The organism is Streptomyces sp. DSM 106670 (assembly GCF_055792845.1).
On sequence record NZ_CM147704.1, the window covers coordinates 3,581,149 to 3,594,464 of the forward strand.

15 protein-coding genes are annotated in these 13,316 nt (G+C 73.2%); 3 read left to right on the plus strand and 12 right to left on the minus strand.

Annotation, left to right across the window (positions count from 1 at the left end):
- Window positions 1–55: 55 nt before the first annotated feature.
- On the plus strand, window positions 56–658 hold the full coding sequence (locus ACSMXR_RS15760; protein WP_218525932.1) for an SCO3374 family protein: 603 nt from the start codon (window positions 56–58) through the stop codon (window positions 656–658).
- Here ACSMXR_RS15760 and ACSMXR_RS15765 read toward each other — a convergent pair.
- The 10 genes from ACSMXR_RS15765 to ACSMXR_RS15810 all read right to left on the minus strand — a co-directional run bounded on the left by ACSMXR_RS15765 (window position 637) and on the right by ACSMXR_RS15810 (window position 8,973).
- Window positions 637–972, minus strand: a complete 336-nt coding sequence (locus ACSMXR_RS15765; protein WP_018489329.1) for a histone-like nucleoid-structuring protein Lsr2 — start codon at window positions 970–972, stop codon at window positions 637–639. The genes ACSMXR_RS15760 and ACSMXR_RS15765 overlap by 22 nt on opposite strands.
- A 144-nt stretch (window positions 973–1,116) precedes the next feature.
- On the minus strand, window positions 1,117–1,686 hold the full coding sequence (locus ACSMXR_RS15770) for an amino-acid N-acetyltransferase (protein WP_030625797.1): 570 nt from the start codon (window positions 1,684–1,686) through the stop codon (window positions 1,117–1,119).
- Between the two features lie 9 nt (window positions 1,687–1,695).
- Complete coding sequence (locus tag ACSMXR_RS15775) at window positions 1,696–2,154, minus strand: BlaI/MecI/CopY family transcriptional regulator (RefSeq protein WP_137234960.1); 459 nt, start codon at window positions 2,152–2,154, stop codon at window positions 1,696–1,698.
- Between the two features lie 131 nt (window positions 2,155–2,285).
- On the minus strand, window positions 2,286–2,465 hold the full coding sequence (locus ACSMXR_RS15780; protein WP_086779591.1) for a hypothetical protein: 180 nt from the start codon (window positions 2,463–2,465) through the stop codon (window positions 2,286–2,288).
- 81 nt (window positions 2,466–2,546) lie between these two features.
- Window positions 2,547–3,131: a hypothetical protein gene (locus ACSMXR_RS15785; RefSeq protein ID WP_030087888.1), complete on the minus strand. Its 585-nt coding sequence runs from the start codon at window positions 3,129–3,131 to the stop codon at window positions 2,547–2,549.
- 160 nt (window positions 3,132–3,291) lie between these two features.
- On the minus strand, window positions 3,292–4,089 hold the full coding sequence (locus tag ACSMXR_RS15790) for a type III pantothenate kinase (protein ID WP_030087892.1): 798 nt from the start codon (window positions 4,087–4,089) through the stop codon (window positions 3,292–3,294).
- A complete protein-coding gene (nadC, locus tag ACSMXR_RS15795; RefSeq protein ID WP_473172151.1) occupies window positions 4,089–5,162 on the minus strand; it encodes a carboxylating nicotinate-nucleotide diphosphorylase in 1,074 nt (357 codons plus the stop codon). The genes ACSMXR_RS15790 and nadC overlap by 1 nt, the downstream gene beginning before the upstream one ends.
- 91 nt (window positions 5,163–5,253) lie before the next feature.
- A complete protein-coding gene (locus ACSMXR_RS15800; RefSeq protein WP_473172152.1) occupies window positions 5,254–6,939 on the minus strand; it encodes an L-aspartate oxidase in 1,686 nt (561 codons plus the stop codon).
- Window positions 6,936–7,955, minus strand: a complete 1,020-nt coding sequence (gene panC, locus ACSMXR_RS15805; RefSeq protein WP_364887229.1) for a pantoate--beta-alanine ligase — start codon at window positions 7,953–7,955, stop codon at window positions 6,936–6,938. The genes ACSMXR_RS15800 and panC overlap by 4 nt, the downstream gene beginning before the upstream one ends.
- Window positions 7,956–8,022: 67 nt before the next feature.
- Window positions 8,023–8,973, minus strand: a complete 951-nt coding sequence (locus ACSMXR_RS15810; protein WP_473172153.1) for a Rossmann-like and DUF2520 domain-containing protein — start codon at window positions 8,971–8,973, stop codon at window positions 8,023–8,025.
- 168 nt (window positions 8,974–9,141) lie between these two features.
- Between ACSMXR_RS15810 and ACSMXR_RS15815 the strand changes: the two genes are divergently transcribed.
- Together ACSMXR_RS15815 and ACSMXR_RS15820 are read left to right on the plus strand one after the other, a co-directional pair.
- A complete protein-coding gene (locus ACSMXR_RS15815; protein ID WP_473172154.1) occupies window positions 9,142–10,311 on the plus strand; it encodes a threonine aldolase family protein in 1,170 nt (389 codons plus the stop codon).
- Window positions 10,312–10,756: 445 nt separating this feature from the next.
- Window positions 10,757–11,869 carry a DUF5937 family protein gene (locus ACSMXR_RS15820; RefSeq protein ID WP_381911562.1) on the plus strand — a complete coding sequence of 371 codons (1,113 nt, stop codon included), beginning with the start codon at window positions 10,757–10,759 and terminating at the stop codon, window positions 11,867–11,869.
- 27 nt (window positions 11,870–11,896) lie between these two features.
- On the opposite strand, the gene ACSMXR_RS15825 is transcribed toward ACSMXR_RS15820, so the two are convergent.
- Both ACSMXR_RS15825 and ACSMXR_RS15830 read right to left on the minus strand, forming a co-directional pair.
- Window positions 11,897–12,505 carry an AAA family ATPase gene (locus ACSMXR_RS15825; protein WP_364887238.1) on the minus strand — a complete coding sequence of 203 codons (609 nt, stop codon included), beginning with the start codon at window positions 12,503–12,505 and terminating at the stop codon, window positions 11,897–11,899.
- Window positions 12,506–12,534: 29 nt separating this feature from the next.
- Complete coding sequence (locus tag ACSMXR_RS15830; RefSeq protein WP_137235016.1) at window positions 12,535–13,209, minus strand: response regulator transcription factor; 675 nt, start codon at window positions 13,207–13,209, stop codon at window positions 12,535–12,537.
- Window positions 13,210–13,316: the final 107 nt, after the last annotated feature.

A 13,316-nucleotide genomic window follows, 5' to 3' on the forward strand; every position in this document is an offset into this window, starting at 1 on the left:
GTGATGCGGCGCGGACCATGCGTAACTCCGGAGGCGGTTCGGCGGTTCATCGGACATGACCCCCACCGTCCCGCAGCCCCGATCGTCACCCGATGCCGCTCCGGGTTCCGCCGACGCCGCTCTCGCCCGGCGGTACGCGCGGGAGCTGGGCTGGGCGACCGAGGGGCGCGCTCCGCTGCGGCTGCTCACCGGGGTGCGCTTCGATGTGCTGGAGCTGCCCGCCGAGGCCGGTCACGCCGTGCTGCGGCGCGGGGTGCGCACCGGTCCCGTGCTGCTGTCCGGTGCGCGGATGGGGCTGCTGGTCGCCGCGGGCGGCGCCGATGAGCTGCCGGGGCTGCTCGACTGGCTGGAGTGGGGTCCGGTCCCGCTGGACCTGACCGCCGTGGGTGCGGGGGGCCGCGTCGCGGCCCCGCCCCTCCCTGGTTCCCCCGGGGACTCGCCGGGGGCCGCGCTCTGGCTGCGGCCCCCAGAGCCGAGGCATGCGCCCGAGCCGGGGCTGCCGGCCCTCACGGGCTTCGGGAGCAGCGGTGGGGATGCCCCCGATCTCGTACGCCTGGTGGACGCCGCGGCCACGGAATGCCATCGGGTCCGGTTGTCGCACGCCCGTTCCGGGGTGCTGACAAGGGGTGGAGCGGATCAGCCGTTGGCCTTCTCGTAAGCCTCACGGATCTCGGCGGGAACGCGGCCGCGGTCATTCACATTGTGGCCGTTCTCCCGGGCCCACCGGCGGATTTCCGCGGTGTCCTTGTTACCGCCGGACACGGCGCGGCCCTTGCCACGGCCCGTGGCGGCACGGCCACCGGTGCGACGTCCACCCTTGGTGTAGGGCTCGAGAAGGCCGCGAAGCTTGTCCGCGTTGGCCGTGGTGAGGTCGATCTCGTACGTCTTGCCGTCAAGAGCGAACGTGACGGTCTCGTCGGCCTCGACGCCGTCGAGGTCATCGACAAGAAGGACCTGAACCTTCTGTGCCACGGGATATCCTTTCATCGAAAATGGAGTACGCGGAAAGGAAACCGCTTTTCCCCCGAAAACACAAACCCCCGGGAGAGGTTCAGCAGCCCGAGAAGACGGGAAACGTGCGCGATTCGGACATAGGGTTGCAGGTCCTTCTGCAGATCACAGGTGCAGAAGCATCCGGCTGTTGCCCAAGGTGTTCGGCTTCACTCGTTCGAGACCGAGGAACTCCGCGACACCCTCGTCGTAGGAACGCAGCAGCTCACTGTAGACATCGGTGTCTACGGGCGTCTCTCCGATCTCGACGAACCCGTGCTTCGCGAAGAAGTCCACTTCGAAGGTGAGACAGAAAACCCTGCGGACACCGAGCCATCGCGCGGTCTGCAAGAGCTTGTCCAGTACGTGATGCCCCACCCCCGCACCCTTGATGCGGGGGTCGACGGCAAGGGTCCGCACTTCTGCCAGGTCTTCCCACATGACATGAAGTGCGCCGCAGCCGATGACCGTCGCGTCCTCGTCGCGTTCCGCGACCCAGAACTCCTGGATGTCCTCGTAAAGGGTGACGGTCGCTTTGTCGAGCAGGATGCCTCCGGACACGTACCCGTCGAGGAGTCGTCGCACCGAACCGACATCACTCGTCCTGGCCCGTCGGACGGTGATGGCGGGCTTATTTACCGACGGGTCGGTATGGAGTTCGGTTTCCGGATCGCTTTGCGGCTGCTCTGAGGACATGCCCCGACGCTATCGCCCGCTCTCCGGCGTCGCGTCATCGGCCGGGGCGTCATCTCCGGCGGCGTCGGCGGTCGGTTCCGCGGGGTTGCCCGGGGCACTTTCGGCGGGGTTGGGGGAAACCATCCGAACGGCATCCTGGAGCGCTTCGCGCTGCTCGGCGGACATCATGCCGAAGAACGCGACAAGTGCGGCGGCGGGGTTGTCACTGAGCGACCAGGCTTCGTTCATCAGTGCGGCCGAGTAGGCGGCCCGGGTGGAGACGGCCGTATATCGATAGGCCCGGCCGTCGACTTCCCTGCGCACCCAGCCCTTCTGATGGAGATTGTCCATTACCGTCATCACGGTCGTGTAGGCGATGGACCGTTCCTGCTGAAGGTCCTCAAGGACTTCCCGCACCGTGACCGGTCGGTTCCATTGCCAGACGCGCGTCATCACGGCGTCTTCGAGGTCTCCCAATTGGCGGGGCACCAGATCATTTTAGTGCTAGATGTCCTGAATGTTCTGGTATTTACACAGCAAAAGAGCGCACGGCTCGGACGAGTCGTGCGCTCCGGGTGCGTGCGCCGGGAAGGCGCGGGGCGGACGGGCCGCTTCCGCGGTCAGACATTCTCCGGACGAGCGGTCTGCTTTGCGGATTCCGCGCGGGCGAACGTCGCGTCCACCGCGGCGTCCTCCTTGGCCTTGTTCGGGCCACCCTGACTCTTGACGATGATCACGATCAGGGAGATGAAGAAGACGGCCATCACCACGGGCGGCACGAGCGCGGATACATAGTCCATGCCGTCCAGAGTAGCGAGCGCCGAACGGCCCGACGCGGCGACCTCCCGGTGGAGGCTGCCGCGTCGGACACCGCCGGAGCGTCAGCCGGCCGCCCGCTCCTCGGACGGGGGCGGTGCGGGCCTGCGGCGCGGCGGGAAGACCTCGGAGGGCTTGGGCATCGGGCGGTCTCCGGGCTTCCGCGGGCTGTCCGGAGCGGCCGGGGTCCTGGGCCGGTCCGGTTCCCGGTCGGCGGCGCGGCCGCCGGGCAGGGCGAGCAGCCGGCTGCGGGGGCCGGGGGCCGCGAGCCCGGCGGAGCGGCCGGCGAGCCGGGCGCGTACGGAACGCTCGGCGAGCACCTGACAGCGCTCCAGGAGGGTCGCCGCGAGCGGCCTCCCGCGCAGGGCGCGCAGCGCGGCCAGATCGTCCGGGCGGGGGTCGTAGCCGGCCGCCAGGGCGTCCTGGAGCAGCTCCAGATAGCCGGTGACGGAGCCGGGGAGGGCGTTGCGGTAGCGGGCGAGGTCGGCGAGGAGGAACGCTCGCAGCCGACCCGCCTCGCCGACCGCCTCGTCCACGGAGCCGGCGAGCCGCAGGCAGTCCTGGACGTCCTCGTCGGACAGGGGCATGGGGTGGAGGGCGATGGCGAGGGCACGTCGGAGCACCCGCAGCTCGTCCGCGCTGAACGCCATGCCGCCTCGTGAACCGTAGGGCGTGGGCATAGCGCGACAATACGTGCTAAATGGACAAAATCCGTTTAACTGGTCGCTGGTGGCGCGGCGCGCCGGAGCCGTTCCCCGGCCCACCGTCCCGGCCGTTCCCGCAGGTACGCCGGGCCCCGCGGCGCGCCCGCTACGAGCGGGACACGTTCCGCTCGTAGACCAGGCGCAGCCCGATGAGCGTCAGCCACGGCTCGTGCTCGTCGATGACGGAGGACTCCCCCAACACCATCGGAGCAAGGCCGCCCGTCGCGATGACCGTGACGTCGTCCGGGTCGGCGGCCAGTTCCTTCTTCATCCGGGCCACCACCCCGTCGACCTGGCCGGCGAAACCGTAGATGATGCCGGACTGCATGGCCTCGACGGTGTTCTTGCCGATCACGCTGCGCGGCCGGGCCAGCTCGATCTTGCGGAGCTGGGCGCCCCGGACGCCGAGCGCCTCCACCGAGATCTCGATGCCGGGGGCGATCACCCCGCCCGCGTACTCGCCGCGCGGGGAGACCGCGTCGAAGGTGGTGGCGGTGCCGAAGTCGACGACGATCGCCGGGCCCCCGTACAGCTCGACGGCGGCGACCGCGTTGATGATGCGGTCCGCGCCGACCTCCTTGGGGTTGTCCATCAGGATCGGCACGCCCGTCTTGACGCCCGGCTCCACCAGGACGGCGGGGACGTCGCCGTAGTAGCGCCGGGTGACCTCGCGCAGCTCGTGCAGGACCGAGGGGACGGTGGCGCAGATCGCGATGCCCTCGATGCCGTCGCCCAGCTCCATGCCGAGCAGCGGGTGCATGCCCATCAGGCCCTGGAGCAGGACGGCCAGCTCGTCCGCGGTGCGGCGGGCGTCGGTGGAGATCCGCCAGTGCTCGACGATCTCCTCGCCGTCGAAGAGGCCGAGGACCGTGTGCGTGTTGCCGACGTCGATGGTGAGCAGCATCAGGCGTCGGCCCCGTCCCCGGCGGAGGGGGACGCGTCCGCGTCACGGAAGTCCAGGCCGATGTCGAGGATCGGCGAGGAGTGGGTGAGCGCCCCGACCGCGAGATAGTCGACGCCCGCATCCGCGTAGGCGCGGGCCGAGTCGAGGGTGAGGCGGCCCGAGGACTCCAGGATCGCCCGGCCGTCGACCAGGGCGACCGCCTCGGCGGTCTCGGCCGGGGTGAAGTTGTCCAGCAGGATCAGGTCGACGCCCGCGTCCAGCACCTCGCGGACCTGGTCCATCGTGTCGACCTCGACCTCGATGGGCAGCTCGGGGAACTCGGCGCGGACCCGCTTGAACGCCTCCGCGACGCCGCCCGCGGCGATCACGTGGTTGTCCTTGACCAGGGCCGCGTCGGAGAGCGACATCCGGTGGTTGACGCCGCCGCCGCAGCGCACCGCGTACTTCTCCAGGGCGCGCAGGCCCGCCGTCGTCTTGCGGGTGTCGCGGACCTTGGCCTTGGAGCCCTCCAGCACGTCCGCCCAGGCGCGGGTGGCGGTCGCGATGCCCGAGAGGCGGCAGAGCAGGTTGAGCGCGCTGCGCTCGCCGGTCAGCAGGTCGCGGGTGCGGGTGGTGACGGTCAGCAGCTTCTGGCCGGGGACGATCCGGTCGCCGTCCTCGACGTGCCGCTCGACCTCGAACGCCTCGGTGCAGACGATCGACAGGACCGCCTCGGCGACCCGGAGCCCGGCGACCACACCGGCCTCGCGGGCGGTGAAGTCACCGGTGATCACGGCGTCCTCGGGCACGGTCGCCACGGTCGTGACGTCCACCCCGCCGTCGAGGTCCTCCTCGATCGCCACATGGGCGACGTCCTCGACCTGGACGGGGTCCAGTCCTGCCTGGGCCAGCAGCAGGGCGAGCGCCGGGTCCAGGCCGCACTCCAGGGCCTCGGGGTCGAAGCCCTCGTCACCGCCGCAGCCGCAGCCGTCGCCGCAGCCGCCTCCCGTCGGTGCGGAGGATGCGGGCGCGCCGACGCTGATCAGCGGTACGTCCACGGGTGTGGGGCGCGGATTCTCTTCGGGCGTGCTCACGGTGTCGGCTCCTCGGGGGCGTGGCGGGTGGTGCGGGTGGGGCTGGTGCTGCTCCGCGGGTGCGGCGGAGCGGCTGCTTCCAGCAGTCTGCTCAATCCGACGGGCGTACGGGCGGGAATGCGGCGGTCTCCGTGCGGTGGACGACCGGGGTGCGGTCCGGTGCGATCCGGACGACCAGGTGGCGGCGGCCGTGGGCGTCGTCGCGGTCGGGCCGGTCCTCGCGCCAGTGGCAGCCGCGGGTCTCCTCGCGTTCCCGGGCGGCGGCGACCAGGACCCGGGAGACCAGGAGCAGATTGGTGACCTCCCAGGCGTCGACCCCGGGCACGACGGCCTTGGCCCCGTCCGCGTCGGCGGCGGCCTCCCGGTGCAGGGCCTCCAGCTCATCGGCGGCGGCGGCCAGGCTGTCGGCGGAGCGCAGCACTCCGGCGCCCCGGGTCATCGTGCGCTGGATCGCCGTACGGGCCTCGGGGGCCAGCAGCGGCACGGGGGCGTCCGTGTCACCGGGGGCTTCGGCCGGTTCGGTGCGGGGCGGGCGGGCCTCGGCGATGTCGGCGGCGATGCGCTCGGCGAAGACCAGGCCCTCCAGGAGGGAGTTGGACGCGAGGCGGTTGGCCCCGTGCACCCCGGTGCAGGCGACCTCGCCGCAGGCGTACAGCCCGGGGACGGTGGTGCGGCCGCGCAGGTCGGTGCGGACGCCGCCGGAGGCGTAGTGCGCGGCCGGGGCGACCGGGATCGGCTCGGTCACCGGGTCGATGCCGTGGGCCCGGCAGGCGGCCAGGATGGTGGGGAAGCGCTGCTCCCACATCCGCGCCCCGAAGTGCCGGGCGTCCAGATACATGTGCTCGGCGCCCTTCTCGTGCATCCGGCGCGTGATGCCCTTGGCGACGATGTCGCGCGGGGCCAGCTCGGCCAGCTCGTGCTGTCCGACCATGAACCGGACGCCGTCGGCGTCGACGAGATGCGCGCCCTCGCCCCGTACGGCTTCGGAGACCAGCGGCTGCTGGCCCTCGGAGTCCGCGCCGAGGAACAGGACGGTCGGGTGGAACTGGACGAACTCCAGGTCGGAGACCTCCGCCCCGGCCCGCAGCGCCAGCGCCACGCCGTCGCCGGTGGAGACGGAGGGGTTGGTGGTGGCGGAGAAGACCTGGCCCATGCCGCCGGTGGCGAGGACCACCGAGGGGGCCCGGACCGCGCCGACGCCGTCGTGCTGGCCCTCGCCCATGACGTGCAGCGAGACGCCCGCCGTACGGCCTTCGGCGTCCGTGAGCAGGTCCAGGACCAGGGCGTTCTCGATGGTGTGCAGGGCGGCCTCGCGGACCGCGCCGACCAGGGCGCGGGAGATCTCCGCGCCGGTCGCGTCACCGCCCGCGTGGGCGATGCGGCGGCGGTGGTGGCCGCCCTCGCGGGTCAGCGCGATGTCGCCGCTGTCGGTGGTGTCGAAGTGCGCGCCGGTGGTGATCAGCCGGCGTACGGCGTCGGGGCCCTCGGTGACCAGGGTGCGCACGGCCTCCTCGTCGCAGAGGCCCGCGCCCGCGACGAGGGTGTCGTCGAGGTGCTGCTCGGGGGTGTCGCCCTCGCCGAGGGCCGCGGCGATGCCGCCCTGGGCCCAGCGGGTGGAGCCGTCGTCGAGGCGGGCCTTGGTGACGACGACGGTGTCCAGACCGGCGGCGGCGCAGCGCAGGGCGGCGGTGAGTCCGGCGACGCCGGAGCCGACCACCACGACGTCCGCGTCGATGGCCCAGCCGGGGGCGGGGGCGGTCAGCCGTATTCCGGTCACGTGAGGGCTCCGAAGGTGAGGGGGATGTTGTCGATGAGGCGGGTGTTCCCGACCCGGGCCGCGACGACGAGGATCGCCTCCCCGCTCTCGCGGTCGTCCGGGATCTCGGTGAAGTCCGCCGGGTCCACCAGGGCCAGGTAGTCCAGGGCCAGCGGCAGCCTGCCCCGGGCGGCGGCCTCCTCCAGCACGGTCCGGGCGGCGGCGCGGACGGCGGCGGGCGCCCCGTTGGGCCGGGCCAGCGCCACGGCCTGGGCGTCGGCGGCGGCCCGGGCCTCGCCCAGCTTGTTGAGCCCGGCGGCCCGGTCGCCGCCGGGCGCGGTGGCCCGGGCCCGCTCGTGCAGGGCCTGCTGGGCGGCGAGCCGGTCGCGGGCCGCGAACAGCGCGCGGGACAGGGCGAGCGCGGTGTGCCGCTCCTCGGCGGAGAGGAAGCGGTTACGGCTGGAGAGCGCCAGGCCGTCGGGGTCGCGGACGGTGGGGACGCCGGTGATCCGGACGCCGAAATTCAGGTCGCGGACCATCCGGCGGATCAGGGCGAGCTGCTGAGCGTCCTTCTGCCCGTAGAACGCCTCGTCGGGGCGGGTGAGGTGGAGGAGCTTGGCGACGACGGTGAGCATCCCGTCGAAGTGCCCCGGGCGGGCCGCGCCTTCTAGGCGCTCGCCCATGGGGCCGGCGGTGATCCGGACCTGGGGCTCGCCGCCGGGGTAGACCTCGTCGACCCCGGGGGCGAAGACCGCGTCGGCCCCCGCCGCCGCGGCGATCTCCAGGTCGGCGTCCAGGGTGCGCGGATAGCGGTCCAGGTCGGCGGCCTCGCCGAACTGCAGCGGGTTCACGAAGACGGTGACCACGACCTGGCCGTCCGGGCCCGCCGCTTCACGGGCGGCGCGGATCAGGGCGGCGTGGCCGTCGTGGAGCGCGCCCATCGTCATGACGACGGCCCGCTCGGCCCCGGCGGGGCGGGGCAGCGCGTCGAGCTCGGCGGCGGTGCGCAGGAGGGCGGTCCGCATCGTGCGCGTCATCGGGTCTCCCCCGCTCCCGTACAGCTGGTGATCGCCCGGCCGGTGATGGTCCCGCTGGTGGTCGGCGTCATCGGGTCTCCCCCGGTCCGGGGCCGCCGGGGCGGCGCTCCTGGTCGGCCAGGACGACGAGGAGGTCCTCGGCCAGCTCGGCCTTGAGCAGGCCGTGGGCGAGCGCGCGATCGGCCGTGGCGCGGGCCATCGCGACATATCCGGCCACCGCCTGCGGAGCATGGGCACGCAGCTCACCGATGTGGGCGGCGACCGTGCCCGCGTCCCCCCGGGCCACCGGGCCGGTCAGCGCGGCGTCGCCGGAGCGCAGGGCGTTGTCCAGAGCCGCGCCGAGCAGCGGGCCGAGCATCCGGTCGGGCGCGGTGACCCCGGCCTTGGTCAGCAGCTCCATCGACTGGGCGACCAACGTGACCAGGTGGTTCGCGCCGAGCGCGAGGGCCGCGTGGTAGAGCGGGCGGGACTCCTCGGCGATCCACTCGGGCTCGCCGCCCATCTCGATGACGAGCGCCTCGGCGGCCAGCCGCAGTTCCTCGGGGGCGGTGACGCCGAAGGAGCAGCCCGCGAGCCGCTGGACGTCGACGGCGGTGCCGGTGAACGTCATCGCGGGGTGCAGCGCGAGCGGCAGCGCCCCGGCCCGCAGCGCGGGGTCCAGCACCTTCGCCCCGTACCGCCCGGAGGTGTGGACGAGCAGCTGTCCCGGCCGTACGGCACCGGTCTCGACGAGGCCCTCGACCAGCGTGGGCAGCACATCGTCGGGGACGGTCAGCAGCACCAGCTCGGCGCGGGCCAGCACCTCGGCCGGCTCCACCAGCGGCACGTCGGGGAGCAGCTCGGCGGCGCGGTGCCGGGAGGCGTCGGAGACTCCGGACACGGCGACCGGGCGGTGCCCGGCTAGCTGGAGCGCCGCGGCGAGGGCGGGTCCGACCCGGCCCGCGCCGACGACGCCGACCGTGAGCCGGGCGGGGCGGTCCCTCGCGTCGAGGGGTTCCTTCGAAACTGATGCGTTCACGCGGCGATGGCCTTCCGTTCCAGTCCGCGGGGGGTACCGGACGATTTCTCTGCATGCTACGCCAGCGTTTCGGGGAAGCCCCGCCCCTGCCCACAGCCTGTGGATAACTTTCCGGGCGGGACGGAATACCGCGGGCGCGCTGTCGGAGGTCCGGGTGATGATCGTCCCATGGCGACGATGGATGAGCAGGAGCAGCGGCGGCGCAGGCTGACCGCGTGGCGGGGGTCGCGGCGGGTGCTGGCCCGGGTGGGTGCGGACGGCACGCTGGGCGAGCGGCTGGCGGCGCTCGCGGCCGGCGCCGCGTCCGTACACGATCCGGAGGACTGTACCGATGTGTACGGCGGCGGGGTCGTCGCCGATCTGGAGCGGCGGGTGGCCGGGCTGCTCGGGATGGAGGCGGCCGCGTTCTTCCCGACCGGGACGATGGCCCAGCAGGTCGCGCTGCGGTGCTGGGCGGGGCGTACGGGGAACGCGACGGTGGCGCTGCATCCGCTGTCCCATCCGGAGCTGCACGAGGGCGGGGCGCTGGGGGTGGTGAGCGGGCTGCGCACGGTGCATCCGACGTCCGAGCCGAGGCTGCCGGACGCGGAGGAGATCCGGGAGTTCCCCGAGCCGTTCGGCACGCTGATGCTGGAGCTGCCGCTGCGGGACGCCGGGTTCGTCCTGCCGTCCTGGGAGGAGCTGACGGCGGTGGTGGAGGCGGCCCGGGAGCGGGACGCGGTGGTCCACTTCGACGGGGCGCGGCTGTGGGAGTGCGGTCCGCACTTCGGGCGGGAGCTGTCGGAGATCGCGGCGCTGGCGGACAGCGTGTACGTGTCGTTCTACAAGTCGCTGGACGGGCTGTCCGGGGCGGTGCTGGCGGGGCCTTCGACGCTGGTGGAGGAGGCGCGGGTGTGGCGTCACCGGTACGGGGGTCAGCTCTTCCAGCAGTACCCGGCGGCGCTGTCCGCGCTGATCGGGCTGGAGCGGGAGCTGCCTCGGCTGCCGTCGTACGTGGCGCACGCGAAGGTGGTGGCCGGGGCGCTGGCGGAGGGGTTCGCGGCGTCGGGGGTGCCGTGGTTCCGGGTGCGTCCGGAGCCGCCGCACACGCATCAGTTCCAGGTCTGGCTGCCGTACGGGGCCGAGGTGCTGGACGAGGCGTCGGTGCGGCAGGCCGAGGAGACCGGGGTGACGCTGTTCCGGCGGTGGTTCGCGGGGGCGCCCGGGTCGGGGCTGCCGCCCGGGGTCTCGGTCACGGAGGTGACGGTGGCCGGGGCGGGGCTGGAGTGGTCGGCGGAGGATGTGCGGGGGGCGGTGGCGGGGTTCGTGGGGTACCTGGGGCAGGGGGCCTTGCCCTAGGGGCGGCCCCCGGGCCCGGAGGACCTTGTCCGGTGCCGGCCCTCCGGCGTCAGGGTTCCGTCCTCAAACGCCGGACGGGCTGGAGGTGGTGCCGGGGCCTGTCCAGTGACCGGACCCCCGGCCCAGGGTTCCGTCCTCAAACGCCGGACGGGCTGGAGGTGGTGCCGGACGGGCTGGAGGTGGTGCCGGGCGGGCTTGATGGGGTGCCGGAGGTGGTGGGGCGGAGGCGCCGGTACAGGTTGCGCAGGGCCGTGACGTCGTGGCGGCCCGGGGCGGGGGTGCGGGCCGGGACAGGCGGGCCGCGCGGTAGGTGTCGAGCAGGTGCTGCTGGAGAGCGGTCATGCGGACAGCCTGCGCAGGTCACGGCGGTGCCGCGCGCGGATTGACGGCCCCCGTCAAATGGCACGACGCCCCGTGCGCGTACCCCCACTATGGAGGGGTGAGCGTGCACATAGACATCGCGGGACTGCCCGCCGACCGCGTCGTTTTCGCGACCTCCCCGCTGGCCGAACTCGGCCTCGCCCTGCACGCGCTCTCCGAGCCCGGCCACCACCCGGGGCTGCACGGCTGGGCCACCGCGACCGCGGCGGGCCTGGAGGCCGACCTCGCGGACCGGATGCTGGAGGCGGAGTTCCTCTGGCGGAACACCTTCTCCGATGTGTTCATGCCGTTCTCCGGACTCCGGGGCGGCGACGGCAGGACCGGGGCGACGCTCGCCGAGGACCTGGATCTGCTGGACCGGATGGACGACGAGCGGTTCGTCGCCGCGGCCCTGGAGTTCACCTGCGCCACCCATTACGGGGCCGGGGCGCCGTCGCCGCTGAGCGACGCGGCGATGCGGGCCCGCGCCCTGGAGCTGGCGGCGGCGCGCGGTCCGCAGCAGGTGGAGTTCACCCGGCGGCTGCTGGCCGACCCCGTCTCCGTACGCGGCTGGATCCGGCGGCTCTTCGAGGACTGCGACCAGGCGTTCTTCGCCGACACCTGGCGCCGGGCCTCCGTGCAGCTGGTCGCCGACGCCCGCCACAAGACGGAGCTGCTGCGGCGCAAGGGGCTGGCCGAAGCGGTCGGCGCGGTGTCCGCCGCCGTGACGCTGGACGAGGACGCGGGCCGGATCAGCATCGACAAGCTGTCCGAGGGCCGGACCACCGCCGTCGACCCGGGCGTCGGCCCCGGCCTGACGTTCGTCCCGACCAGCTTCGGCTGGCCGCATCTGATGGTGCTGCACGCCCCGGGCTGGCGGCCGGTGATCCACTACCCGGTCCACCTGCCCGACCTGCCGTCGCCCGCCACCGTGGAACAGCTCCAGCGCCGGATGGAGGCCCTGGCCCACCCGATGCGGATGCGGCTCTGCCGCAATCTGGCCCGCTCCCCGTACACCACCGGTGAGCTGGCCGAATCCAACGGCATCACCTCCCCGGAGGTCTCCCGCCACCTCTCGGTGCTCAAGAAGGCGGGCCTGGTCACGACGCGCCGCCGGGGCCGTTACGTCCTCCACCAGCTGGACCTGACGCTCGTGGCCCGGCTCGGCAGCGACTTCCTGGAGGGCGTCCTGCGCTGAGCCCGCCCGCGGTCGGCGGCGAACGCCTCAGTCGAAGCGGATGTGCCGCACGCCCGTCCAGGTCCGCCGCAGCCGGTGCCGCAGCCGGCCGTCCGTGTCCGGCACGGGTGTCAGGCCCGCGGCCCCGGCCACCAGGTCCGCCACCTGGGGAACCGTCACCCGGTCCGTACGGATGTGAAGGGCGAACTCCGGGCGCGCGAGCCGCTCCAGGCAGTCGTCCAGCCGGCTCACGGCGAAGCTCTCCCGCTTCAGCCCGCGTACGAGACCGCGTTCGCGCAGCCGCCGCAGAACGGTGGCGCGCTCCGCGAGCAGGGCGCTGTGGTGGACGGTGTGGCCGTCCTCGCGCAGCCGTCCGACGATCTCGGCGAAATACCCCGGGTCGACCAGTGTCATCGGCACGATCACCGGCCCCGGGTGCCGCTCCAGGGCGAGGCCGAGCACCTCACGGACCCCGGAGCGCCAGGACGCCAGATCCTGGAAGTCGCCGCGCAGCCGGGGCGGCAGCGTCCGGTGCAGCCCGAAGCCGATGTGCTCGGGGTCGCAGACCACACTGCCGGGGAGCCGCCGGTGCAGCTCGTACGCCGTCTGCGTCTTGCCGCCGCCGAACGGCCCGTTGATCCACAGCAGCGTGCCCACGGCCGGTCCTCCCACCTCGGCCTCGCCCCTCAGCCCGCGCCGCCGCCGGCCCGGACCAGGCCGGTCTCGTAGGCGAGGACGACGACCTGGACCCGGTCGCGGAGGTTCAGCTTGGTGAGGATGCGGCCGACGTGCGTCTTGACCGTCGCCTCGGAGAGCACCAGCCGGGCCGCGATCTCGCCGTTCGACAGGCCCTGGGCGACCAGGAGCATGACTTCCCGTTCGCGCTCGGTGAGCTTGCCGATGTGCTTGTTCTTCGGCTCCTTGTCGCTGCTGGGCAGCATCGGCGAGAAGCGGTCGAGCAGCCGGCGCGTGGTGGACGGGGCGACGACCGCGTCGCCGCTGTGCACCGAGCGGATCGCGGCGAGCAGTTCGGCGGGCGGTACGTCCTTGAGCATGAAGCCGCTGGCCCCGGCCTTCAGCCCGGAGAAGGCGTACTCGTCGAGGTCGAAGGTGGTCAGGATGAGCACCTTCGGCGGGTCCTGCTGCGCGCAGATACGGCGGGTCGCCTCGACGCCGTCCAGCCGGGGCATACGGACGTCCATCAGGACCACGTCGACGGCGGTCGACCGCAGCAGCTCGATCGCCTCGGCCCCGTCCCCGGCCTCGGCCACGACTTCCATGTCGGGTTGGGCGGCGAGCACCATCCGGAAGCCGGTCCGCAGCAGCACCTGGTCGTCGACGAGCATCACGCGGATGGCCATGGTCATGGGAACGTGTCCTGTCCTGAGGTCGGTCGGTCAATCGGTCGGTCGGTCGTGGTGGCCCTGGGGGGTGTCTTGTGGCTTCGGCGGCCGTGGAGGGCCGGACC

Excerpts from the sequence above, each read along its gene's own strand:
- ACSMXR_RS15790 (WP_030087892.1), bottom strand. The coding sequence starts at position 4,089 with ATGCTGCTCACCATCGACGTCGGCAACACGCACACGGTCCTCGGCCTC.
- ACSMXR_RS15815 (WP_473172154.1), top strand. The coding sequence starts at position 9,142 with ATGGCGACGATGGATGAGCAGGAGCAGCGGCGGCGCAGGCTGACCGCG.
- ACSMXR_RS15770 (WP_030625797.1), bottom strand. The coding sequence starts at position 1,686 with ATGTCCTCAGAGCAGCCGCAAAGCGATCCGGAAACCGAACTCCATACC.
- ACSMXR_RS15785 (WP_030087888.1), bottom strand. The coding sequence starts at position 3,131 with ATGGCGTTCAGCGCGGACGAGCTGCGGGTGCTCCGACGTGCCCTCGCC.
- panC (WP_364887229.1), bottom strand. The coding sequence starts at position 7,955 with ATGACGCGCACGATGCGGACCGCCCTCCTGCGCACCGCCGCCGAGCTC.
- ACSMXR_RS15760 (WP_218525932.1), top strand. The coding sequence starts at position 56 with ATGACCCCCACCGTCCCGCAGCCCCGATCGTCACCCGATGCCGCTCCG.
- ACSMXR_RS15830 (WP_137235016.1), bottom strand. The coding sequence starts at position 13,209 with ATGGCCATCCGCGTGATGCTCGTCGACGACCAGGTGCTGCTGCGGACC.
- ACSMXR_RS15780 (WP_086779591.1), bottom strand. The coding sequence starts at position 2,465 with ATGGACTATGTATCCGCGCTCGTGCCGCCCGTGGTGATGGCCGTCTTC.